At 31.9% G+C, this 23,769-nt stretch carries 21 protein-coding genes and 3 pseudogenes; 16 read left to right on the forward strand and 8 right to left on the reverse strand.

Annotated features, from left to right (window positions below):
* Positions 1–88 precede the first annotated feature (88 nt).
* From IPK18_12330 to IPK18_12350, 5 genes and pseudogenes are all read left to right on the forward strand, one after another.
* A complete protein-coding gene (locus tag IPK18_12330) occupies positions 89–1,282 on the forward strand; it encodes a DUF5106 domain-containing protein (protein ID QQR97618.1) in 1,194 nt (397 codons plus the stop codon).
* Between the two features lie 353 nt (positions 1,283–1,635).
* Positions 1,636–1,989 (forward strand): 30S ribosomal protein S6, encoded by a 354-nt coding sequence (locus tag IPK18_12335; GenBank protein ID QQR97619.1) that lies wholly within the window; start codon positions 1,636–1,638, stop codon positions 1,987–1,989.
* Positions 1,989–2,259 (forward strand): annotated as a pseudogene (locus IPK18_12340) (30S ribosomal protein S18). Before IPK18_12335 ends, IPK18_12340 begins: the two are co-directional and overlap by 1 nt.
* 6 nt (positions 2,260–2,265) lie before the next feature.
* On the forward strand, positions 2,266–2,712 hold the full coding sequence (locus tag IPK18_12345) for a 50S ribosomal protein L9 (protein QQR97620.1): 447 nt from the start codon (positions 2,266–2,268) through the stop codon (positions 2,710–2,712).
* A gap of 51 nt (positions 2,713–2,763) precedes the next feature.
* Positions 2,764–3,705, forward strand: coding sequence for a DUF2236 domain-containing protein (locus IPK18_12350; GenBank protein QQR97621.1), 942 nt, complete (start codon positions 2,764–2,766; stop codon positions 3,703–3,705).
* A gap of 21 nt (positions 3,706–3,726) precedes the next feature.
* Here the strand turns inward: IPK18_12350 and IPK18_12355 are convergent, their stop codons facing one another.
* The 7 genes and pseudogenes from IPK18_12355 to IPK18_12385 form a co-directional block, all read right to left on the reverse strand.
* On the reverse strand, positions 3,727–4,506 hold the full coding sequence (locus IPK18_12355) for a menaquinone biosynthesis protein (GenBank protein QQR99351.1): 780 nt from the start codon (positions 4,504–4,506) through the stop codon (positions 3,727–3,729).
* A 14-nt stretch (positions 4,507–4,520) separates the two neighbouring features.
* Positions 4,521–6,689 (reverse strand): TonB-dependent receptor plug domain-containing protein, encoded by a 2,169-nt coding sequence (locus IPK18_12360; protein ID QQR97622.1) that lies wholly within the window; start codon positions 6,687–6,689, stop codon positions 4,521–4,523.
* A gap of 8 nt (positions 6,690–6,697) precedes the next feature.
* On the reverse strand, positions 6,698–6,985 hold the full coding sequence (locus IPK18_12365) for a carboxypeptidase-like regulatory domain-containing protein (GenBank protein ID QQR97623.1): 288 nt from the start codon (positions 6,983–6,985) through the stop codon (positions 6,698–6,700).
* A gap of 12 nt (positions 6,986–6,997) precedes the next feature.
* Positions 6,998–7,651 (reverse strand): annotated as a pseudogene (locus IPK18_12370) (ribulose-phosphate 3-epimerase).
* A gap of 20 nt (positions 7,652–7,671) precedes the next feature.
* Positions 7,672–8,076 (reverse strand): EVE domain-containing protein, encoded by a 405-nt coding sequence (locus IPK18_12375; protein QQR97624.1) that lies wholly within the window; start codon positions 8,074–8,076, stop codon positions 7,672–7,674.
* Between the two features lies 1 nt (position 8,077).
* Positions 8,078–8,749, reverse strand: a complete 672-nt coding sequence (locus IPK18_12380; GenBank protein ID QQR97625.1) for a hypothetical protein — start codon at positions 8,747–8,749, stop codon at positions 8,078–8,080.
* The gene (locus IPK18_12385) at positions 8,725–9,219 is read right to left on the reverse strand and encodes a hypothetical protein (GenBank protein QQR97626.1); all 495 of its coding nucleotides are present in this window, start codon (positions 9,217–9,219) and stop codon (positions 8,725–8,727) included. Before IPK18_12385 ends, IPK18_12380 begins: the two co-directional genes overlap by 25 nt.
* 175 nt (positions 9,220–9,394) lie before the next feature.
* On the opposite strand from IPK18_12385, the gene IPK18_12390 reads away from it, so the two are divergent.
* Entirely contained in the window at positions 9,395–11,662 is a 2,268-nt protein-coding gene (locus tag IPK18_12390; GenBank protein QQR97627.1) for an aconitate hydratase, read from the forward strand.
* A gap of 1,532 nt (positions 11,663–13,194) precedes the next feature.
* Positions 13,195–13,680 (forward strand): hypothetical protein, encoded by a 486-nt coding sequence (locus tag IPK18_12395; protein ID QQR97628.1) that lies wholly within the window; start codon positions 13,195–13,197, stop codon positions 13,678–13,680.
* Between the two features lie 528 nt (positions 13,681–14,208).
* On the opposite strand, the gene IPK18_12400 is transcribed toward IPK18_12395, so the two are convergent.
* Positions 14,209–15,288: a tyrosine-type recombinase/integrase gene (locus tag IPK18_12400; protein QQR97629.1), complete on the reverse strand. Its 1,080-nt coding sequence runs from the start codon at positions 15,286–15,288 to the stop codon at positions 14,209–14,211.
* Between the two features lie 205 nt (positions 15,289–15,493).
* Here IPK18_12400 and IPK18_12405 point away from each other — a divergent pair, with 205 nt between their 5' ends.
* From IPK18_12405 to IPK18_12445, 9 genes and pseudogenes are all read left to right on the forward strand, one after another.
* The gene (locus tag IPK18_12405; GenBank protein QQR97630.1) at positions 15,494–16,270 is read left to right on the forward strand and encodes a hypothetical protein; all 777 of its coding nucleotides are present in this window, start codon (positions 15,494–15,496) and stop codon (positions 16,268–16,270) included.
* Between the two features lie 500 nt (positions 16,271–16,770).
* Positions 16,771–17,361, forward strand: coding sequence for a hypothetical protein (locus IPK18_12410; protein ID QQR97631.1), 591 nt, complete (start codon positions 16,771–16,773; stop codon positions 17,359–17,361).
* A gap of 1 nt (position 17,362) precedes the next feature.
* Positions 17,363–18,190: pseudogene (locus tag IPK18_12415) on the forward strand (penicillin-binding protein activator LpoB).
* Between the two features lie 5 nt (positions 18,191–18,195).
* The gene (locus tag IPK18_12420) at positions 18,196–18,666 is read left to right on the forward strand and encodes a hypothetical protein (protein ID QQR97632.1); all 471 of its coding nucleotides are present in this window, start codon (positions 18,196–18,198) and stop codon (positions 18,664–18,666) included.
* A gap of 13 nt (positions 18,667–18,679) precedes the next feature.
* Complete coding sequence (locus IPK18_12425) at positions 18,680–19,585, forward strand: hypothetical protein (protein QQR97633.1); 906 nt, start codon at positions 18,680–18,682, stop codon at positions 19,583–19,585.
* A gap of 7 nt (positions 19,586–19,592) precedes the next feature.
* The gene (locus IPK18_12430; protein ID QQR97634.1) at positions 19,593–20,537 is read left to right on the forward strand and encodes a hypothetical protein; all 945 of its coding nucleotides are present in this window, start codon (positions 19,593–19,595) and stop codon (positions 20,535–20,537) included.
* A 505-nt stretch (positions 20,538–21,042) separates the two neighbouring features.
* Positions 21,043–21,357, forward strand: coding sequence for a hypothetical protein (locus IPK18_12435; protein ID QQR97635.1), 315 nt, complete (start codon positions 21,043–21,045; stop codon positions 21,355–21,357).
* Between the two features lie 349 nt (positions 21,358–21,706).
* A complete protein-coding gene (locus tag IPK18_12440) occupies positions 21,707–22,618 on the forward strand; it encodes a DNA polymerase III (GenBank protein QQR97636.1) in 912 nt (303 codons plus the stop codon).
* 350 nt (positions 22,619–22,968) lie between these two features.
* Positions 22,969–23,505, forward strand: a complete 537-nt coding sequence (locus IPK18_12445; GenBank protein QQR97637.1) for a hypothetical protein — start codon at positions 22,969–22,971, stop codon at positions 23,503–23,505.
* The last annotated feature ends 264 nt before the right edge of the window (positions 23,506–23,769 follow it).

Raw genomic sequence — 23,769 nt, forward strand, 5'->3', positions numbered from 1 at the left:
TCATTTTGAAACGTCTTTTTTATTTGCACAGAAATCAATTATTTTTGGAATAAAATTTGCACATCTATCCAAGACTTAATTACATATTATGAAAGTAAAAAAATACATTAGCATACTCTTATTTATTATTGTTTGTCAGGTATCTGTCTTTGCAGCAGATAGAGTGTTTGATATTAAAATCCAAGTAAAAGGAATAAAAAACGATACAGCATTGTTGGCGTATTATTATGAAGCTAATAAATTTATTCAAGACTCAATATATTTTAATGATAAAGGAATTGCCTATATAAAAGGAAAGAAAGATTATGCAAATGGTGTTTATCTATTGGCTTTTCCAAAATTAGGATACAAAAGTTTTGATTTAATTATCAAAGAATCACAGTTTAGTATGACTACAGATACACTAAATTTTATAGCCAATATGAAGATTGTGAATAGTGCCGAAAATAAAGCATTATATGACGATGTTTCTGCTACAGTTTTGATAGGACAAAAAATGGATTCTTTGAGAAAGATATATAATACATTAAAAGAAACAGATTTGAACTATTTGCCAGTGAAAAACCAAATAGATAAACATGCAGATGAAATAAGAACACATAGACAGAAAATTATTACCAAATATCCAAATACATTGTACACATCATTATTAAGTATGATGTTGTCGCCAATAGTGCCAGAACAACAAAAAAATGGAAAAGAATGGAAGGATACAACAACAACAGTTAGTTATATAAAAGAAAATTATTTTAATATAATAGACTTTAAAGATTCTTCGTATGTGCGTTCGCCAATTCTAAAAACATTTGTTCATCAATATTTTGACCAATTCATCTATCCAGCACCAGATTCTTTAATTATTTATGTAGATAAATTAATTGATAAAGCATCTAATGGTTCACACTTAATGTATAGATATGTGTTGAATTTATTGTATGAAAAGTATTCTAAAAGCCAAGTAATGGGCTACGATAAAATATTTGTACACTTAGCAGAAAAGTACTACCTAAGTGGCAAAGCACCTTGGAGCGAAGAAGAAAATCTAAAGAAAATTAAAAGCTATGTAGAAGATATAAAACCAACATTATTAGGCAGTCCAGCACCAAATTTCTCATTCAAAGATTCAAATTTAGTAGATTTGAATTTCCATACATTATTGGATAAAAATAGATACACAGTTTTAGTGTTTTGGAACTCAGATTGTGGACATTGCCAAAAAGAAATTCCATTGTTAAAAAGTGTTTATGATACACTCAAAAACTTAGATGTACTAGTAGTTTAAATATCTACAGAACAAACAGATACAACATTTAAAAAGTTTGTAAAAGCAAATTGTCATCAAGATTGGGTAACAGGTTGGGATCCAAATGGAACAAGTGCATTTAGAAGAGAATATAATGTAGTAACAACACCACGAATATTTATTATAGATAGAAAAGAGAAAAAGTTAAGAGCTAAAAATCTTCCAACAAATGATATATATGGTTATATTCAATTTCTTATTAGAAATGAGGAGAAATAAGCAAGAAATGCACTTTGTTTAGATAGGGTAGTGCGTTCAATGTAAAATTTATATTAATATATTAATTGTTCAAAAAAAAATGCTACCTTTGCAACCTTAAATTAATTTATTATATGAACAATTACGAAACGGTTTTTATTACAACGCCCGTACTTTCTAAAGAAGAGTACACAAGAACCGTAAAGAAGTACACCGACTTCATTGAAAAAAACGGCGGCGAGCTTGTAAGCAAAGAAGATTGGGGAATTAAGCAATTAGCTTATCCAATCCAAAAGAAAACAACAGGGTTTTACACTTTGTTAGATTTTAAACTTGACCCACTTTTGGTGAAAAAGTTTGAAGTTGAATTTAGAAGAGATGAAAATGTAATGCGTTTTCTAACTACTAAATTAGACAAACATGCATTGGCTTATTCAGTGCAAAGAAGAGAAAAACATAGTAACAAAACTCAAAAAACGGAGGCTTAATCATGGCAACACAAGACGAAATTAAATTTTTGAATGCTCCAAAATTAGGAGAACAAAAGAAAAAATACTGTCGATTTCAAAAAAATGGGCATTAAATATATCGATTACAAAGATCCAGATTTCTTGTTGAGATTTGTAAATGATCAAGGTAAACTACTTCCACGTAGAATTACTGGAAACTCATTAAAATTCCAAAGAAAAATATCTCAGGCTGTAAAAAAAGCAAGACATTTAGCTTTATTACCTTACGTAACAGACTTATTAAAATAAATAGCCATGGAAATTATATTATTACAAGATGTTGACAAATTAGGGTTGAAATTTGACGTAGTGAACGTAAAACCTGGCTACGGAAGAAACTATTTAATACCTAAAGGTTTAGCTAAAGTGGCTAACACATCAAATAAAAAACATTTAGAAGAAATACTAAAACAACGCTCTGCTAAGATTGCTAAATTGACTGAAGAAATGAAGCAATTAGCTGAAAAATTAGTTGCATCTAAAATTACAGTTGGTGCAAAAGCTGGTACTAGCGGAAAATTGTTTGGTAGTGTTACTAATATCCAAGTTTCTGATGCACTTAAAAATCAATTTAATTTAGAAGTTGATAGAAAGAAAATCCAAATACTTGGTGAAGTAAAAGAATTAGGTACATACAAAGCAAACGTAAGTTTGTACAAAGAAATTATGGCTGAAATTCAATTTGAAGTTGTTGCTGAATAATATTTCAGTACCTAAATAAATGAAAGCTCTACATTTTGTAGAGCTTTTTTTATGTCATTGACATTTTCAGAGAATAGTTATACATTTAAGTACATGCTTGAAAACAAAATTCTCAAAAAAATAAAATCACTCAATCCAGAAAAAGATTATTGGGAGATTGTACAACTTTCAATTTGGTACGAGTTTCCTTGGGATTACAATAGAGCATTAGAATTGGCATTGTACAAAACATTTGCAGTACCATCAATATCCAAAATATTATTTCAATCTAAAGAATTTGAACATCATACACAAAAAAGATATGACGATACAGATATTTTATTAAGTAATATTATTGATTATGGTTTGAATCACAGAAAAGGGCAGGAGGCATTACAACGTATTAATTGGATACACTCAAGCTATAAAATATCTAACGAAGATTATTTATATGTATTAGCCACATTTGTTTTTGATACAGGCAATTGGATTAACAAATATGGCTATCGGAAATTGACTGCAAACGAAGAAATTGCTGGATTTAAAGTATGGCAAGAAATTGGCAAACAAATGAATATTAAAAATATTCCTGATACTATTGAAGAATTAGAAACTTACTATAATAACTATGAAAAAGAACATTTTATATACAACAAAACAAATGAGGCAATTGCAAAAGTAACTGAAGATTTGATGTTGGGTTGGTATTTGCCAAAATATATGTTTGATTTTGCTCGTCCAATTTTACATAGTGTCATGCAACCACATTTATTAAAAGCATTTCATTTTTCAGAACCACATCAATTGTTAAGACTTTTAGTAACTGTTGCACTAAAAATGCGAAGTATTGTTGCTAGCCTAAATCCAATACAAAAGCCATTTTATAGAAGCACAATGAGCAAATACAGGTACTACGAAAATGGTTACGAAATAAAAGATTTAGGACCAAATAAGTTGAAGAAAAATTGTCCATATCATGCTGTGCAAGAAAAATTAGCACATCTAAAAACTTAGTTTTTTTGTATTAATTGTAGCTTAGAAACAATAGAAAATTTGTTGTTTCGGATTGATTTTTCGTAGAAATAATTCCAAAGCTTGTTTCATGTCTTCATCAAGTTTGTATATGATGTTGTCTGTCCAATAGTTTAATACATCAAACGAATTTGTATTATATGATGCATATTGCTCAGCTAAAATATTTTTGTGTTGTATGCCATATTCAAGCGCATGATTAAATTCTAATAAAAAATCATTGTCTAATATTTTATTACTTACCCACGCAGCAAAAACAAAAGGTAAGCCAGTGTGTTGTTTCCAAGTATAAGATAAATCATAATTATAAACGTATTTATCAATAAGTTGTATACATCTATCGCCAATAACTACAGCAGCTTCATAGTTTTTTATATTGTTTTCATAGTTTGGATATGCTGGCAAAAATTGCACTTCTTTTTTCCAGTATTCTTTAAATAATATTTGTACCAACAAAACAGAAGTTCTTGATTGTTCGTCAAGATATACAGTTTGTATCTCGTCAATAGGTACATTAGCATACAAAGAGACCGTTTTTACATATCCATTAGCACCAATACAAAATGGCGAAATAATATGTGCATTGCTGAGTAATGGGATAATGGCAACAGGCACCAATCCAATATCTATTTTATTGTTTAATAAATGAATGGCACATTGTGCTGGATTGTCTTGTGATAACCTTATTTGATTTTGTATAGATGATGCTTGAATGCCGTATAAAAATGGCTTGGTATTTAGATATGATACAGCTGATATATGATATATTTTTTCTTCCACTATTAATAACCGTTACACTACCAACTGATATGCAATTTTAAATTAAATCTTCTATTGGTTAGATAATTTGGAATTGCCCATTGATTATTATCTATATCTTTTATCCATCTATAAGATAATGTATTGTATATTCCAATTATATTAAATACTTCAAAGCTTGTCCATATTTTATCGAATTTTGCGCCAAAGCTTTTGGTTTCTTTTGTACGTTTATCTCCATCAATTATTAAGTAAGAAAAGCCTATGTCTAATCTTCTATATGGTGGAATTTTAAGTACATCTTTATAGCGTTGTCTATCTGGTGGTCCAAATGGCAATCCAGTACCTACAACTAAATTGAAATGCACTTTAAAACTTTTATTCTTTACTAAATAATCTTGAAAATATAAGTTAAAAAATAATGTTTGGTCTGTTGGTCTTCTTATTTTTCCTGGATATACAATTTGCGAATCTATGTCACCACTATTATTTGTTGATGTTTTATAATAGAAATCATCATTCAAATTTTCTTTTGTACTTAAATAAGATATGCTTACCCAAGAATCTGTGCCTTTTACCAATTCTCCAAAAAATCTAACATCAACTCCAGTTGCATAACCAGTTGCATTGTTTTTTGCAAAGTATCTTATTCTTATGTCTTCAATTTCATATGGATTGAGCTGCCATAGATATTTGTAATATGCTTCTGTTGTAAGTTTAAAGTTTCTATTTCCCCAAGCTTTAAAAACATAATCAGCACCTAATACAATTTGAGCAGATTTTTGTGCCTTTACTTGTTTGTTGATATTGCCATCAAAATCTCTTAGTTCTCTGTAAAATGGTGCTTGTTGATACATACCTAATGATGCTCTTAAGGTAAGATCGGCTTTTATATTTGGTTTGTACACCATTTGCATTCTTGGCGAAACTAAAAACTCTTTATTCACATTCCAGAAATGATATCTTATGCCTGTTGTAATAAATAATTTTACAGAATCATCTCTGATATTCCATTTGTGTTGCACATAACCATGTGTTCTTACTGATTGTAACTCAATAGTTGATTTTAATCTATTTTGAATAGTTATATAATTTCCAGAATATGGTACTGCATATCCAGCTGAATCTATACGTGTCCATTCACTAAGCTTATCATTTATTTTTTCGTATTGTACAGTATTTCCAAACTCTAATAAATGTTTTTTAAAAGCTAATTTTCCGTTCCATGCAGTGTTGAACACAATAGCATCTAATTTGTTTCTTGCCCAATCTTGGAAAGTTCCAGCACCTAAATTTTCTTTTACATTGCCAAAATTATCTTTATTTGGGTCAATCTCAATTTCATCTAATGAATAATAACCAGTGATGTTGAATTGCTCTAATTCTTGCATCTTCCAAAATGCAGAATTTATCTTCATACTAAAAGTAGAATTTGGAACAAATTTGTATGCAATGCCAGCCATTGTATTGTTGAACTGTGAATTTTCGCCACCTTCAAAATCTACTAAAAAACGAATAAGTTTATCGAATGTTCCTGCTCTTGTTTCTTGCAAATCTGGCGTGAATTTGTATTTATTAAAAGCATGATAGGCTAAAATTTCAATATCATTTTTGTTGTTTGGTTTGTAATGGAAGTTACCTTGAACATCAAAGAAATTTGGATTGTATTCGCCTTTTGCATCCAACGTGCCTAATAAGTATGCGTTTGATTTATAACGAACACCAGTTAGAAATGTAAATTTTTCATTTTTTGTAATGCCTTCTATATGTGCATTTACACCTAATAAACTTGCCATCACACTACCTTTGAATGCAGTTGGTGTTTTATATTTTACATTTAAAACAGACGACATCTTATCGTTGTATTTTGCTTCGAAACCACCTGCAGAAAATGATAAACTTTCTACTAAATCTACATTGGCAAAACTCAAACCTTCTTGCTGTCCGCTTGATGTAAGAAATGTTTTATAAATTTCAAAATCATTGACATAAACTAAGTTTTCGTCATAATTGCCACCACGCACATTGTATTGTCCAGTAAGTTCGTTATTTGACTGTACACCAGCAAACGTTTTTACAATTGTGCCTATATCATTCGTTGGATTTGGAAAATATTCTGCACTTTTTGCATCAAGTTTTTGTTCTGTATTGCCTTTGCTTTTAGATACAATTTCAATAGAATCTATTTCATTAACATTAGATGTCATAAAAACATCTACTTCTTTTTCATTTTATTAGAAGAAAAAACTTTTATGGTTTGCAATGCAAATTGTATATGCTTGAATTCAACTTCACAAAAATTATCATCAAAATCTAATCTTAAGCTATATTCTCCATTTTCGTTTGTTGTTGTAGAATTGTTAGTTCCTTTTTGTATGATATTGACATTTGCAATTGGTAAATTCTCATTGTCGCGCACCAAACCTTTTATAGTAATTGTATGCTGAGCAAAAGTACTTAGAAATAAAATAATAAAACAATATGTGAAATTGAGTTTGAGCATGAATAGAATAAATTATATTGCTTTTAGGTTTGCAATGGTCTGTATTGGATTTTCTGAGTTAAATACTGCATTGCCTGCAACTAAAACATTGGCACCTGTGTCTATTAATTTTTTAGCATTGTGTAAGCTTACGCCTCCATCAATTTCTATTAATGCTTTGCTATTCTTTTGTTCAATTAATTGTTTTAATTCTGATATCTTATTGTAAGTATTTTCGATAAATGATTGTCCGCCAAAACCTGGATTTACACTCATCATACATACTAAATCAACTTCTGCAATTATTTCTCATAAAAAATGTATTGGTGTGTGAGGATTAATTGCTACGCCAGCTTTCATACCACATGATTTTATATGTTGTATAGTTCTGTGTAGATGTGTACACGCTTCTATGTGTACCGTAAGAATATCTGCGCCAGCATTTTTAAATTCTTGGATGTATTTTTGTGGTTCAACTATCATTAAGTGTACATCAAAAACCTTAGTAGATAGTTTTCGCATGGCATCTATAACTAAAAAACCAAAAGAAATATTTGGAACAAAAACACCATCCATCACATCAATATGAATGTATTCAGCATCACTCTGGTTGAGCATTTCAAAATCTTTGGCTAGGTTTGCAAAATTTGCAGATAAAACTGATGGTGCAATTATCGTTGAATTCATAGTTTCAAATATAAATGAATTTATTGGCTCATTTTTAATATTTCTTCAAATTCTTCTTTAGTAATGTCTATCACAGAGAGTCTGCCTTGCTTTATCATCTTGATTTCTTGTAGATTAGGATTTGCTTTTATCTGTGCTAAGCTCACTGATTTTTTTAATTTTTTAAATGGTGCAACATCAACACATACCCATCTTTCGTCATCAGATGTTGGGTCTTGATAAGCTGTCTTTACTATTTTCATGATGCCAACAACAGCTTTATCAATATTTGAGTGATAAAATAACGCTTTGTCACCAACTTTCATGGCTTTCATATTATTTCTTGCTGTATAATTGCGAACACCATCCCAATGTTCTTGTCCTTTTTGTACCAAATCATCGTAACTAAATACATCAGGCTCAGATTTCATTATCCAATATTGCATGTTATTCTATTAATTTTAAAATTTTAGTATATTTAATATAGTTGATACCTAATTGCTCAAATCTTTCAAAATCTTCTTTCATTTGTTGCTTCCAAGTAACTTCTGTATTGATATTTTCATTTTTATGCTTAATATAAATTCCTTTTGCTTCTTCGTATTTATTATTAAGTAATAGTGCATGTGCAAAATTAATTTTCACAGCTAAGTTATCTGGCATTTCGTTATTCAACTTAGTCATGATATTTAATGACTTGGTAAATTGTTTAGTATCTAAATATAAGATGCCTAAAAAATGCTGTAAATCTTTATCTTCTTTCTTAGTTTTGTATAGATTTTCTATTATGAATAATGCAGAATCATATTTTTTAAAATTGTATAATGCAATCGCTTTGTTATATTGATTAGTATAATCTTCCAAATTTACTTTTTCTGGATTTACACAAATATTGTAATTGTTTTTATAAATATTATTTTTTTCATCAATATTCAATTTATTGTATTCAGATACAGAATATTTTTCTTGCACTTTATCTAATACACATAAACAGTCTTCATTTATATTTTTATTTGATTTTGAATTAATGTTTTTGCAATTATTTAGAAATACAGTTTTATTATTCTCGTTCCAACCTCTTGAAACCATAAAATCTATTTTTGGAATAGCTTCAAACACCACAAAGCATTTTCAATCAAATTAGTATTTTCAATTACAATGTATAGTTTTTTTATATTCTTATAACATGGTTGTCCAAAATCCAGCACACTATATTGTTCAACAATTTTTTCACCTGAATAACAAATGTCACTTGTAGTATTCTTATTACTTATAAATGTATTTGCTTTTTGTTTGTCATTAAAAATATAATAATTACACTTACTTGTTCCACTAATACCAGAAAGAAGATTAATGCTACCACCAAATATTTTTGCAGGAGCATAAGGTACATTTCCTAAAATATCAGCCAAATTATTAGAAATATTTTTATTTATTTCTAAGATTGAAATTCTGTAAACCAATTCAAGAGTTCCATTAGGTATATTCATTTCTATTAACTTCTTCTCTCTAGCTGGCAATTCAAATTTTTGATAAAATTGTTTTGTCGTGTCCCAATATTGTTTGTTTTGTGCAAATAAAATGCCCACATTTAAGCATACAGCAAAGATCAAAATAATATGTTTTTGCATTGGATATACCATGATGTATAATTTTTTACAAGATAATGCAAATTAATTGATGTATATGCTAATATTATTTAAAAAAGAAGTACCTTTGCACTCGAAAAACAAATTATTTTATAACTAAATAAATCCAAACTCCATGATTTTTGATTTAGATATGATTAAAAAAGTGTATGCTGAGTTTCCAGCTAAGGTGGATAAAGCAAAAGCACAATTAAACAGACCATTAACTTTAGCAGAAAAAATCTTATTCGCACATCTACACGAATCTCAATCTTTAGAAGATTTTCAAAGAGGCACATCTTATGTAGATTTCGCACCAGACCGTGTAGCTATGCAAGATGCAACAGCACAGATGGCATTATTACAATTTATGCAAGCTGGTCGTAAAAAAGTTGCAGTTCCATCTACTGTACATGCTGACCACTTAATTCAAGCAAAAATTGGAGCAGATAAAGATTTACAAGATGCAATAAACACAAACAACGAAGTATATAACTTTTTAGCTTCAGTATCTAATAAATATGGCGTTGGTTTTTGGAAACCAGGTGCTGGTATTATTCACCAAGTAGTATTAGAAAATTATGCATTTCCTGGTGGAATGATGATTGGTACAGACTCACACACTGTAAATGCAGGTGGATTAGGTATGATTGCTATTGGTGTTGGTGGTGCAGATGCTGTGGATGTAATGGCAGGAATGCCTTGGGAACTAAAATGGCCAAAACTAATCGGTGTAAAATTAACAGGTAAATTAAGTGGATGGACTTCTCCTAAAGATGTTATCTTAAAAGTTGCTGGTATTTTAACTGTAAAAGGTGGTACTGGCTGTATAGTTGAATATTTTGGTGAAGGTGTTACAGCAATGTCATGTACAGGAAAAGGTACTATTGCAAACATGGGTGCTGAAATTGGCGCAACAACATCAACTTTTGGATACGATGCGTCTATGTCTAGATACTTATCAGGCACAGGTAGAGCAGAAGTAGCAGCATTAGCAGATACTATCAAATCTTACTTAAATGCAGATCCAGAATGTTATGAGCAACCAGAGAAATATTTTGATCAAGTACTTGAAATTGACTTAAATACATTAGAACCACATTTGAATAGGCCATTCACACCTGATTTAGCAACACGTATTTCTAAATTGAAAGAGGCAGCTGATAAAAACGGTTGGCCATTAGATGTACAAGTAGGTTTAATTGGTTCTTGTACCAACTCATCTTACGAAGATATTTCACGTGCTGCATCATTAGCAAAACAAGTAAAAGAAAAAGGACTAAAATCCAAAGCACAATTTACAATTACACCAGGTTCTGAGCAAGTTCGTTTTACGATAGAAAGAGATGGCTTTATTGAGTTATTTGATGAAATTGGTGCTAATGTATTTGCAAATGCTTGCGGACCATGTATAGGACAATGGAGTAGAGAAGGAGCAGACAAAGGCGAGAAAAATACTATCGTTCACTCATTTAATAGAAACTTTGCTAAACGTGCAGATGGTAATCCAAATACATATGCATTTGTTGGCTCTCCAGAAATGGTAACTGCATTAGCAATTGCAGGACGTTTAGATTTTAATCCATTAACAGATACATTAATCAACGAAAAAGGAGAGGCTGTTAAATTAGATGAACCAACTGGTTTCGAATTACCACCAAATGGCTTTGCTGTAGATGATCCAGGTTATCAAGCACCAGCAGAAGATGGTAGCGGTGTAGAAGTAATTATCAATCCAAATTCAGATCGTCTACAAGTGTTAAATGGATTTAAACCATGGGAAGGCGATGATATTAAAGGATTAAAATTATTAATTAAAGCAAAAGGAAAATGTACAACAGACCATATTTCTATGGCTGGTCCATGGTTACGTTTTCGTGGTCACTTAGATAATATTTCTAATAATATGTTGATTGGTGCAGTAAATGCATTTAATGACAAAACAGATAATGTATTGAATGAACTTACTGGCGAATATGGTGCAGTGCCAGCAACAGCTAGAGCTTACAAAGCACAAGGTTTAGGTTCAATTGTATTTGGTGATGAAAATTATGGAGAAGGTTCTTCAAGAGAGCATGCTGCAATGGAGCCACGTCATTTAGGTGTACGTGCTGTTGTTGTAAAATCTTTTGCTCGTATCCACGAAACTAACTTGAAAAAACAAGGTATGTTGGCTTTAACTTTTATCAATAAAGACGACTACAATAAAGTTCAAGAAAACGATACAGTAGATATAGTTGGATTAACAGAATTTGCACCAGGCAAAAACTTGACGATAGTATTGCACCACAAAGATGGTAGTACAGAAAGTTTTGATGTAGCACATTCATACAATGAGCAACAAATTGGATGGTTCAAAGCAGGTTCTGCCTTAAACTTAATCAAACAACAAGTTGCTAATTAAAATAGCAAGCTTTTTATAAAAATTTAAAGTTGACCGCCAAGAATTTCTTGGCGGTTTTTGCATTAATAAGGAAAATGGCATCAGAAAAATAGCATAAAAAAGTTTCGTCATTGCGAACGAAGTGACGCAATCAAAAAACTGATGATTATAATAAAATGCGTTCAAGCATCAATGCCACAGCTGACTGTCGACAGACGACTGCCGACCATCACGGCATTAGAAAAATAGCGTTAAGAAAATAAGCGTCGAGCGTAAGGAAAGTTTTGCTGTTTGAAGTTCTGCTTTGTAGAAGCAGAACAAGTTTAAAACTTTAGCGAAGACGAATATTTTTAGCGTAATTTTTCGTAAGCCTTGATTTTTCTTTGTTACTTTCTTTGTATCAAGACAAAGAAAGTAAATACACTATTTTATCAAAAAAAAAGTAAATGTAACACTCTTGTATCAAGACAAAGAAAGTAAATACACTTTTTCATCAAGAAAAAATAGCTTTACTGTCATTACCACGAAAGTGGTAATCTCCTAAACACTTAGAAATATGAGATTACCTTTTTCAAGGCAATGACATCAAGCAATTTTATTAAAAAAGTAAAAAGCGTTCAAGCATCAATGCCACAGCTGACTGTCGACAGACGACCATCACGGCATTAGAAAAATAGCGTAAAGAAAGTTTTGCATAAAGAACGTTCAAGCGTTAGCACGCGGCGAAGAAAAATCGAAACGGCTGAAATCATCGTGCAAAAAGATATAGAGCAAGATATTTATGTTATAATACAAACACTAAACAAGCACAAACAAAACCAACAAGATGATTTAAAGAAGTAAGATTTTTCGAGCTGAAGCCAAGAGCATGGCAAAGTGCCTCAGCTTGAACTTGATTTTTTGTTACTTTTTTATCAAGAAAAAAAGTAAGTATTACACTCTTGTATCAAGACAAAGAAAGTAAATGCACTTTTTTATCAATAAAAAAATAGCCTTACTGTCATTACCACGAAAGTGGTAATCTCATTATTACTTAGAATTAGGAGATTGCCTTTTTCAAGGCAATGACATAAAACAATTTCATCAAGAAAAAATAAAAGAACGTTCAAGCGTCAATCCACGGCTGACTGTCGACAGTCGACTGTCGACTGCCATGCGTTCAAGCGTCAGCACGTGGCGAAGAAAAATCGAAACGGCTGAAATCATAATCTAAAGAGAAATAAAAAACGGCATTAGAAAAATAGCGTTAAGAAAATAAGCGTCGAGCGTAAAGAAAGTTTTGCTGTTCGAAGTTCTGCTTAGAATAAACAGAACAAGTTTAAAAACTTTTAGCGAAGACGATTATTTTTAGCGTGATTTTTCGTAAGCCTTGATTTTTTCTTTGTTACTTTCTTTGTATCAAGACAAAGAAAGTAAATACACAAACTTATAAAGAAACCACAAAACACATATCCATTAATATAAATTAACAATAATAGAATGTAATATTTAGATATTTTAACAAACAACTATTAAATATCTATATTAATTTAGTTCTAATTAAAATAATAATCATGAATAACTTTATTGTAAATCAAATCCCAACGGCTACATTGCAAGCCATTAAACAAGCAGTAGCCAATCAAATTACAGCTGCCAACCAATATAAAGTTGGACTCTCAGACGCAGAAAAAAGTGGTTTGCGTACCATGGCATTTGGCAGAGAAGGCTTTGCACGTACGGTAAACAAAATTGCACAAACACATGTAAACAGCTTAGCCAGAGAACTAAACCCAACTGATTTAGATGCCAAACTAAACTACGATGCAGCTTTGGAAGACATTCGTCAGCAAACCATGGCACTCTTAGAGCTAATTACAGAAACCCAATTAGCCAACAGTGCAGACATCATGAGTTTGGTAGACAAGATGGTTGCCAATTTGCAAACCAGCCGTACAGGCAATGCCTCTTTAGACTTGGCAATGCGCGAAGTAGATGAGTGGAATAGCAGATTTTCTAACTCGGGTAATACCACCGAAAAGAAAAATACAGCAGAATAAACTAACACCATTATGGTAAAACATTTTATGCATCTCTTAGTAGATGCATTTTTTTATGTGGATTAGTAATGTAGAAGCAGAAACATAAAGTATTTTTTTAGGAATAGAAAATACAACAACAAGAAATAGGAATAAGAACCAACAGTAAATAAAAACTAGGAAAAATAAAGAAGCTGTAACGCAAAAATAAGAATAAGCAAAAACAAAGACAGAAAAACAAAGCATAAGCAAAAAATATGTCAAGTAAAATTAGGAATAGGCAAGGAGCGCCTACGGTTTAGCTAAGTAATCCTGTCAGTTTTGCAGGGTTGCCTACGATTTAGCTAAGCAACCCTGTCAAGTTAGCAGGGTTGCCTATGGTTTAGCTAGGGTTGCCTACAAATTAGGTAGAAGCGCCTACGGTTTAGCTAAGCAACCCTGTCAGTTTTGCAGGGTTGCCTATGGTTTAGCTAAGCAACCCTGTCAAGTTAGCAGGGTTGCCTATAGTTTAGCAAGGCGAGCCTATGTAAAAGATAGAAAAAAATCACATCATTTATGCTTAACCAATTTATCTAACGGAGATGCTACATTTTGCAAGGTAGACTTTGAGATATGCGTATAAATTTGAGTGGTTTTTATACTATTATGTCCTAATAATTGTTGTATAAAAGCAATATCTGTACCACCTTCCAACAAATGAGTAGCGTAGCTATGCCTCAAACCATGAATACCTATTGTTTTATTGATATTAGCTTTTTTCATAGCATTTTTAAAAATAGACTGTACACTTCTAATACTATATTGTTCGCCATACTGCCCTTCAAACAACCATATTTTCGGTTGGTATGAAAAATAATATTGCTTTAACAATGGTAAAATGCTATGTGGCAGATTTACATATCTGTCTTTCTTACCTTTAGCACCTTGTATATGTACTTGCATAGATTTAGTACTTATATTTTCAATTTTTAATGCTATCACTTCACTCACTCTTAAGCCCATGCCATAGCATAACTGTAAAATAAGCAAATGCTTTGTATTAGTAGTAACTTTAAACAGTTTTTCAATTTCTTTAGTAGATAATTTTTTAGGTAGTGTTTGTGGCTTTTTGGGTCTGGGTATATCAAAAAACATACGAGGTCTGTGCAATACTTGCTCAAAATAAAATTTAATAGCATTAATTTTAATGTTTACATTTTGCTCTTTCTGACTTTCCTCAACAACACAATAAATAAAATAATCTTTCAATCTGTCAGGCGTAAGCTCATCTATAGAATGATGTTTTAATAAAGCAAGTAAATGAGCAAAAGCATGTATGTAATTTTTAATAGTACTTTGGCTATAAGCTTTAAGTTGTAGTTGTACTAAATAATTATCTAATGCCTGATGATTGACAAAATGAATGATAGCTTTATAAGCTGCAATACTATTTTTAGGAGCTAATTGCAATGCACTTCTAATAGAAGGCAAATCTGGTAAATGCCATTTTTTATTTGATTGGCTCCACTTAACAGACGGAAATCTTGTTTTTAAATCTTTAATAAGTTGTAGGTTATAAGGAAATGCAATCCAAATTACATTTTTATTATTATGAATACCAAAAGAGAAAGTGTATAATTCATTATTCATATTGCGTATTTTAAGTATAAAGATGCAATATAGACAAAAAAATTTATTGTAGTATATTTAAAATGCGCAACAATGTATTTGTTATACAATATTGATAATAAGAAGATTATAAAGAAAAAATATTTTTAACAAAAAAATATACGCAATTCAATTTATTGCGTATATTTGTGTGTTGGTAGCAATTTGAGAAAAACCAAAAAATAAAATGAGTTTATTTAAAAAAGATATTTATAAAAATTTAAGACCAAAAAAGACTAATACTTTTATGGGAATGAATTTACCTGACTTTCCTTCAATAAAAGATATTGAATATAAAGATGCTCTTATTTATCCTCGATTTGTTTTCAAAGATGAAGAAGAAAAACCGATTTTTGAAACTTCTGATTACAAAGAAATATCATCCATTTTAGGAAATACAACTTTAAAAACTGAATCAATATTTAATTATAAACATAGACAATATAAAATTTCTGAAATTTCAGTTGAAGTATTAGACATAGTCATAGATTACTCAAATGGACATACAGAATATTATATTGGAAAACCAATACCATTTCATCTTGAAATACGAGTAAAAGTTAAACATACAAATTTGTTCGAAATTGCAAATGAAAATGCTATTAAATGTGCTGAATTAATTGAAAAAGGAAATTTGACAACTATAGAAGAATTAAGATTAATTGAATATAAATCCGAAGCAGAAACTTGTTTTCAAAAATTAGTAAATAATATCGATGACATTCCTGAAATATATTTTAATTATGGATTATTTAAATACACTTTTGAATTAAACGAGGAAGCAATTAATTTAATTAAAAAAGCTATTAAAATTGCACCTACAAATGCTCAAATAATTTTTGAATTAGGTTGTATTTATGGTGAAATAGACGATGCAGAATTAGAATATAAGTACGTAAAAATGGCTTCTGATTTGAATCTTGAAGAAGCGAAAGAATACTTAATAGACAATTTTGAAAACTAAAAAAACTGCTACCAACAAAGTATAAAAATAATTGCGGTTTAGTGCTTAATCAAAGGTCGTTGCGTGTTTGTAACGTCTGATTTTCCTTCGGAAAATCCTCGCATACAAACCCGCAACTATTCTTATACATAAACGATGTGCAAAAGTCTTCGCTACGCTTCGCCTTTTGCACATCGTGCGGCGGATTACATCCGTTGATGCGTTTAGGCTCGCTACGCTCGACCTTCAACACATCAACGGATTTGCAAAATTACTTCACTTGCAAACTTCGTTTGCAGTTCGTAACTTCGCAAATCCGCCGCACGTTATGGGCAAGTTAAAAACTGACACAGCGAAATGACACAGACAAGAGAACCACCGATAATTGATACATCTTGACAGATTTGAATTTGAAAAAGAGTAATTGTTATAAAAAAAAGTGAAGTCCAGAAATCACTAAAAAAAACGGGGCGTTATCTGAAAAGCCTTATGAGTAGGAAAAAATAATAAAATCCAATATTATGTTTAAAAAAGTGATTTTTAGTACAGCCATTTGTCTTGGCTTAGTTTTTTCATCGCAACAAAATTGTTTTGCACAAGAAAAAACAAAAGATGAATTAAAAGCAGAACGTGAAGTTTTGAAATCAGAAATGAAATCAAAAGAAGCAGAAGAACGTAAAGCTAAATTTGAGAAACTCGAAGCTCCAAAACCTTCAGGTGTGGCAAGTGTTGACCAATTAGCAACAAACTCAACGTCAATTTTGACATCTACAAAATCAATTAACGCTCAAATTCCTGAATTATATAAAAGGACTATTGGCGAAACTGTTGATGGTGTAACTGATGTAACTGTAAAAAAACCAACAGTAGAGGAATTGGCGGCATTAGCTTTGACAATAACAACACAAATTAAAGCAGTAGCTGACGCTTCTACAGCTGTTACGACTGCATCTGCTGATATTAAAAATGCATCTCCAATGCAAGCTCCAAAAGCAACTAAAGCTTTAAATTATTCAAAAGATGCACTTGCACTTGCAGGGCCTGAATTGCAATTGAATTTAAAAGTTATCAATAATTTAATTGCAACTTTAAAATCAGCTAATAATAATTAGTATGAGAAGGTATATAACCTTGTTAATCTGTATAGTGAGTAGCCTAATCGGCTACTCACAGTCAGATTCGAAACCTATTATAGGTGTCGCTGAATTTACTAAAGAAGTAGATTCTAAATATGCTAGTGCTGTAGCTGAAAAGGTAGTTCAAATAGTAACAAATACTAAAAGATTTACTGTTGTTGACCGTACAAGCTACGATAAAGTAAAACAAGAACTCGAATTCCAAAAAACAGAAGCTTTTATTGATAGTAAAAATACAGTTAAACAAGATGTAGCATTAGCAGCACAATTTATGATTGTAGGACACATTGTAAAAATGAGTGTGTATGCTATGAAAAATCCAGATGGTACAGTTAATGGCTATAAAGCAAGTGTTGCTTTTACAATAAAAGTTAATGATGTAGAAACTGGAAAAACAACAGAAGCAGAAAGTTTTCAAACAGAAGTTAGTCCTTTAATGTTATCTCCTGAAAGTGCTGTTAATGAAGCGTTGAAATCTGTAGAACCAAATTTGACTTCATACTTTATTAAGAATTTCCCTTTGACAACTAAAATAAGTAAAATCCTAACTTCTAAAAAAAAAGGCGAGAGTTACTGTTTTAATTGCAGGTGGTAAATCATTTGGGTTTAAAGAAGGGACAAACTAATTGTTGAGAAAAATGAGTTGATTGACGGCAAACCATACCCCTCTCAAATTGGTGAAATAAAAATAATAAAAATGGCAGGCGATGACTTTTCAGAATGTACTGTTTCCGATGGTGGTAAAGAAATACTATCAAGATTTAATGCTGCCGAAAAGTTGACTTGTAAACTAATCGTAAAATAATATTTATGAAAAAAATCAATAAAATAAGCTCTTTAGTAATTGTATCACTGTTATTAATTACTACTGGCTGTAGTATGAAAACCCTACCGTCTGCCGAAGTAAATTATCTTTCGGGCAAAGAAGGTACTATAACAATGAGAGCAATAGGTATTGGCTCAAATCAAGAAGATGCAATAGTTGATGCTGAAAAAAATGCGTTCAATGTAATATTTTTCAGAGGTCTGCCAGAGTCAGAACAAAAAATTGCCCTAATAGGAACAAATGAAACGGAAGAAAAAGAAAAGAACAAGGATTTTTTTAATAAGTTTTATAAAGATAAAAGATATAAAACTTTTGTAATGTCTTCAATCCCTACAAGTGATTTAACTAAGCATAAAGGAGGCAAAAAAAGTATCGCTATTGATGTTAAAATTAACTTGGTAGCTTTAAGAAAAGATTTAGAACAAAATAACATAATCCGTAAATTTGGATTTTAAAAATCAAATACTTATGAAAAATAAATATTTTATATTGGCTATACTGTTATTACAGACAAGCCTAATTAATACTGTCTTTTGTCAAAATTCCGCTACAAATAGCGGAGGGCAAGTAGTATCAGTTCAACCTAAAATTATGGTTATCCCATATACAAAAGAGGGCGAAGACCTTCGCACAGTATTGGAAAACGATGAAAACAAAAGAATAGCAATTGCTAAAATTAAAGAGGGGTTTGATAGCAGAGGTTTTACGACAGTTGATTTTGTTGCAAAATTGAAAGCTGCAAAAGACAATAATGCTTTTACCTCGGATAATCAAACAGACATAAAATCACAAATAATTCAAATGTCTGGAGCCGATGTTTATGTGCAAGCAGAAGTAATAGTGGAAAAAGGGCAATCGGGTAACTCGGTAAAGTTAATTCTTACAGCCTATGAAGCTTCAACAGGTAATTCGTTGTCCAACAAAGTAGGTGAAAGCGGTAAATTTTACACGGAAGATTTTAATAAGTTGGCGTCTAAAGCGGTTGAAAGTTGCGTTGAAGATTTTCTCAATATAATGCAGATTAAATTTACTGATATTGTAAATAATGGTAAATCTGTAATTGTTGATATAAGTTTTGATGCTGGTTCACAGTATAAAATGTCATCTGAAATTGGTTCAGATGGTTTGCCATTGTCAGACCAAATAGAAATGTGGATGGAGAAAAACGCATTTAAAAATAATTATCATATTCAAGGAACAACAGATTTGAAAATGATTTTTGATGATGTAAAAATCCCATTAAAAGACCAAGCTACTGGCAACAATTATAATCCAAATAAATTTGCTCTTGAATTATTCAAGTTTTTCAAAGGGTTAGGTTTGCAACCAGGTAAAGACGTAAAGGGAAGCACAATCTATATAACAATTAAATAGTATAAAGATGAAAAAAATATATTTCGCACTAATCATATTGGCATTGTCATTACCTTCTTTTGGACAAACAACCAATGATGTTGGAAAAATTGCACTTTCAGTTGTAATGCCTGAAAATGTTGATGGTTTAGACATTTCGCAACTTTCTAAACTTCAAACAAAAATCTCTCAAATCGTTACAGTCTCGGGTTTAGCTTCATCAGGTTATAACAATAATTTTGTAGTTTATCCAAAGTTCGCAATATATGAAAGTAATATTGTAGAAGGTGGAATGCAAAATATTACTGTTGTAACAGCTGAATTAAGTTTGTTTATAAAACAAGTTGACAATAATTTGTTGTTTTCTACAATTAGTAAACCTCTTAAAGGTAGCGGCAGTAGTAAGGAATTAGCAATTACAAATGCAATTTCAAAAATAACAACAAATGACCCTGATTTTAAAACTTTCATAGAAACTGGAAAATTGAAAATAATAGCATATTATGAAACAAAGTGTGTTGATATTATTAAAAAATCTGACAGTTATGTAAAAATGCAACAATACGAACAAGCTTTAGGTTTGTTAATGTCAGTACCCGAAGAAGTTTCAAGTTGTTACAATCAAATACAGTACAAAGCTATTGAAGCATATAAAGCTTATCAAACACAAAAATGTTCTGAACTTATACAAAAAGCAAAAACTTCTCTTGCAGGTAATGACTTTGTAGGTGCATTAAATATTCTATCGGAAATTGACCCTTCTGCAACTTGCTTTAATGAAGCACAAACAATTGCGAAATCAGCCGAAACAAAAGTTAAAGCCGAAGAAAAAAAGCAATGGGATTTTCAGATGAAACAGTATAATGATGCAGTCAGTTTAGAAAAGCAAAGAATTGAAGCAATTAAAGAAATAGCAGTTTCGTACTATAAAAGTCAGCCGACAAGTGTAAATTACAATTATATTGTGAAATAGAATGACTGTTGGACAAAGAAAACCTGCCCATAACAAGCGGTATAAAACATTGGGGTTTAGGTGGTTATGCAAGCGTTCTGCCCCGCATCAAGTTCAGTGTAACTGGACAAGATAGTAGCCCGCAATCCCCAACGTTTCATACCGCCGCACGATGTGCAAAAGTCTTCGCTACGCTTCGCCTTTTGCACATCGTGCGGCGGATTACATCCGTTGATGCGTTTGGCTCGCTACGCTCGACCTTCAACACATCAACGGATTTGCAAAATTACTTCACTTGCAAACTTCGTTTGCAGTTCGTAACTTCGCAAATCCGCCGCACGTTGGCTGTAATTTAGCGACCAGAATCACATTAAATAAGCTTTATGAAATATTTTATTTTTATTCCTTTAATTATACTTGTTATGAAATTCGGAATGTTTTCATATAAACAAGGTGACAGACAAATTCCAACTATTGCGACAATAATTGCAATTATATTATTAATTATAATGCTAAATATATAGTTATGCTTTCTAAGTATGTAGGAAAAAATAAATTTGGTGGCTATACTTACCAAATTAAATTAGACTCATTATTTCATATTTACATTAACGAAACAGAAAATAATTTGTTTCTTGTAGAATTTAAAGAATTTAAATGGATTAGCTTTAAAACTCATTTTACATTTATTTCTAAATCTAATATTGAGGAAACGATTATAGATACGTTTGAAAAAGTATATGAATTCTATGACAATCACCCAAAATATGAATGGTCAGAACAAGCATGTAGGAATAAATTAAATCATGTACTTGACTTATTAGACCGCATTGAAAAATAAACTACAGCCAACAAAAAATTGGCACTAGTTGTGGTAGATTTGGTAAATTAAGTATTGTGTATTATATTTAATTTGTAAATAAGTGTTGGTTCGTGCTATACACGCACAACCAGCGCCAATTTTCAGCCGATGTGCAAAAGTCTTCGCTACGCTACGCCTTTTGCACATCGTGCGGCGGATTACATCCGTTGATGCGTTTAGGCTCGCTACGCTCGACCTTCAACACATCAACGGATTTGCAAAATTACTTCACTTGCAAACTTCGTTTGCAGTTCGTAACTTCGCAAATCCGCCGCACGTTAGCGGTCAGCTTAAAAACGACCGTGCTAAAATTAACGACTGACAAATAATGGAATTTATAACAATTGACTTTGAAACTGCAACAGCACAACGAGACAGTCCTTGTGAAATTGGCTTGACATTCGTTCAAGGCGGACAAATCGTTGATACAAAATCCTGGTTGATAAAGCCAATGTATAACGAGTTTGACTATTTCAACATTTTAATTCACGGAATAAGACCAGAACACGTTGCTGACAAACCAGAGTTTAACGAACTATGGGCAGAGATAAAACCGCTTGTTGAAAACAAATTTTTAATCGCACATAATGCAGGTTTTGATATTAGTGTTTTACGCAAGACACTTGAAGCGTATCAATTACCATTTCCGACACTAAATTATTCTTGCAGTTACATCTTTTCAAAGAAAGTTTGGCAAGGACTTCCAGCATACGACTTAAAGACACTCTGTAAAGTAAATAATATTGCCCTTAAACATCACAGAGCAGGTGCAGACAGCAAAGCAACGGCTGAACTTACTTTAAAGGCTTTTGAAATAGCGGGCATTTCATCGATTGACGACTTTCCCGAAAAACTTAAAACAACTATTGGACAACTTTATGACGGTGGTTATAGACCTTCTGAAACCAAAAGAATTTACAAAGCCAAAGACTTGACAAAAATTGTTGGCGACCCAACAAAGCATAATGCTGACAGTATATTTTACGGCAGAACAGTTGTGTTTACAGGAGCATTATCATCAATGGTTCGTGCAGAAGCACAACAAACAATTGCAGACATTGGTGGAATAATCGGAAATAGCGTAACAAAGGACACAGACTTTTTAATTGTTGGACAACAAGATTACCGAGTTGTTGGAGATGACGGAATGAGTAGTAAACAAGAAAAAGCAATTAAGCAAATTGAGAAAGGTTCAACACTTGAAATCCTGTCAGAAGATGACTTTTTAAAGAACTTGTAATGACAACAAACTATGACAGAAAAGAAAGCCGAACCGCTAACATCGTATTGGCAATAGTGGGGCTGACAGTTGTAAACTCAACATTTGTAATTCTATTGGGCATTTGTGCAAATGTTGGGCTGACGTTTTTCAAATGCCCCACCATCGCCAATACGTAAACCGATGTGCAAAAGTCTTCGCTACGCTTCGCCTTTTGCACATCGTGCGGCGGATTACATCCGATGATGCGTTTAGGCTCGCTACGCTCGACCTTCAACACATCAACGGATTTGCAAAATTACTTCACTTGCAAACTTCGTTTGCAGTTCGTAACTTCGCAAATCCGCCGCACGTTGTGCAACATTTGAAAAATGAAAGCAGGAGTACATTGGAAAATATTAATCCCATTCGTTTTAACGCCAATTTTGGCTTTAGGACTTTTCATTCCTGTTTATCTGAAAATAAAAGCAAGTGGTGAGATTCCAGAAGACAACATACTGATACCACTTGGCATTTTCGGGCTTTTAGGAGCGTGGCTGCTTTTGACAACTATACTAAGAGCAAAGACCATTCGATTAGCAAATAACAAGCTGACAATCTTTAGAATTTTCACATTTCAAAGACTTGAATATGAAGCGGAAGACATAGTTTCTCATTCTATTTCAGGACATATGAATCCTTGGGACGACTATGCTATTTTGCAGTTTAAGACTAAAGACGGTAAGACACATTCCGTTGTTAGCTATGAATTGAGACATTTCGACAAAATTGTTGCTTGGGTTGGCAAGACAAACGCCAAGTACGAGAAAATTGGAATGATGAGTTTTGTGACCAAAGAATATGGAGTTCCATTTCTAATCGGACTAACGATTATTGGCGGACTTCTTATTGAACTGAAATTAAAATAAAAAACGTTGCACAACAAAGCATATAGCTTATGGCGGGTGAACGGCTGCTAGCAAGGTTTTTGCTTCTTAGTCAGCTTTGGTTTCGTGGGACACTAAAGTACTTCGAAACCGCCACAAGCCATATGCAAACCGATGTGCAAAAGTCTTCGCTACGCTTCGCCTTTTGCACATCGTGCGGCGGATTACATCCGTTGATGCGTTTAGGCTCGCTACGCTCGACTTTCAACACATCAACGGATTTGCAAAATTACTTCACTTGCAAAC

It is taken from the genome of Sphingobacteriales bacterium, assembly GCA_016699615.1.
GTDB lineage: Bacteria > Bacteroidota > Bacteroidia > Chitinophagales > JADIYW01 > JADJSS01.

What these genes read in the sequence shown, in the direction of transcription:
- IPK18_12425 (QQR97633.1), top strand. Translation starts at nt 18,680, where the DNA reads ATGAAAAATAAATATTTTATATTGGCTATACTGTTATTACAGACAAGC.
- IPK18_12410 (QQR97631.1), top strand. Translation starts at nt 16,771, where the DNA reads ATGTTTAAAAAAGTGATTTTTAGTACAGCCATTTGTCTTGGCTTAGTT.
- IPK18_12400 (QQR97629.1), bottom strand. Translation starts at nt 15,288, where the DNA reads ATGAATAATGAATTATACACTTTCTCTTTTGGTATTCATAATAATAAA.
- IPK18_12390 (QQR97627.1), top strand. Translation starts at nt 9,395, where the DNA reads ATGATTTTTGATTTAGATATGATTAAAAAAGTGTATGCTGAGTTTCCA.
- IPK18_12345 (QQR97620.1), top strand. Translation starts at nt 2,266, where the DNA reads ATGGAAATTATATTATTACAAGATGTTGACAAATTAGGGTTGAAATTT.
- IPK18_12360 (QQR97622.1), bottom strand. Translation starts at nt 6,689, where the DNA reads ATGACATCTAATGTTAATGAAATAGATTCTATTGAAATTGTATCTAAA.
- IPK18_12350 (QQR97621.1), top strand. Translation starts at nt 2,764, where the DNA reads ATGTCATTGACATTTTCAGAGAATAGTTATACATTTAAGTACATGCTT.
- IPK18_12335 (QQR97619.1), top strand. Translation starts at nt 1,636, where the DNA reads ATGAACAATTACGAAACGGTTTTTATTACAACGCCCGTACTTTCTAAA.
- IPK18_12405 (QQR97630.1), top strand. Translation starts at nt 15,494, where the DNA reads ATGAGTTTATTTAAAAAAGATATTTATAAAAATTTAAGACCAAAAAAG.
- IPK18_12330 (QQR97618.1), top strand. Translation starts at nt 89, where the DNA reads ATGAAAGTAAAAAAATACATTAGCATACTCTTATTTATTATTGTTTGT.
- IPK18_12430 (QQR97634.1), top strand. Translation starts at nt 19,593, where the DNA reads ATGAAAAAAATATATTTCGCACTAATCATATTGGCATTGTCATTACCT.
- IPK18_12420 (QQR97632.1), top strand. Translation starts at nt 18,196, where the DNA reads ATGAAAAAAATCAATAAAATAAGCTCTTTAGTAATTGTATCACTGTTA.
- IPK18_12365 (QQR97623.1), bottom strand. Translation starts at nt 6,985, where the DNA reads ATGCTCAAACTCAATTTCACATATTGTTTTATTATTTTATTTCTAAGT.
- IPK18_12445 (QQR97637.1), top strand. Translation starts at nt 22,969, where the DNA reads ATGAAAGCAGGAGTACATTGGAAAATATTAATCCCATTCGTTTTAACG.
- IPK18_12395 (QQR97628.1), top strand. Translation starts at nt 13,195, where the DNA reads ATGAATAACTTTATTGTAAATCAAATCCCAACGGCTACATTGCAAGCC.
- IPK18_12440 (QQR97636.1), top strand. Translation starts at nt 21,707, where the DNA reads ATGGAATTTATAACAATTGACTTTGAAACTGCAACAGCACAACGAGAC.
- IPK18_12435 (QQR97635.1), top strand. Translation starts at nt 21,043, where the DNA reads ATGCTTTCTAAGTATGTAGGAAAAAATAAATTTGGTGGCTATACTTAC.
- IPK18_12375 (QQR97624.1), bottom strand. Translation starts at nt 8,076, where the DNA reads ATGCAATATTGGATAATGAAATCTGAGCCTGATGTATTTAGTTACGAT.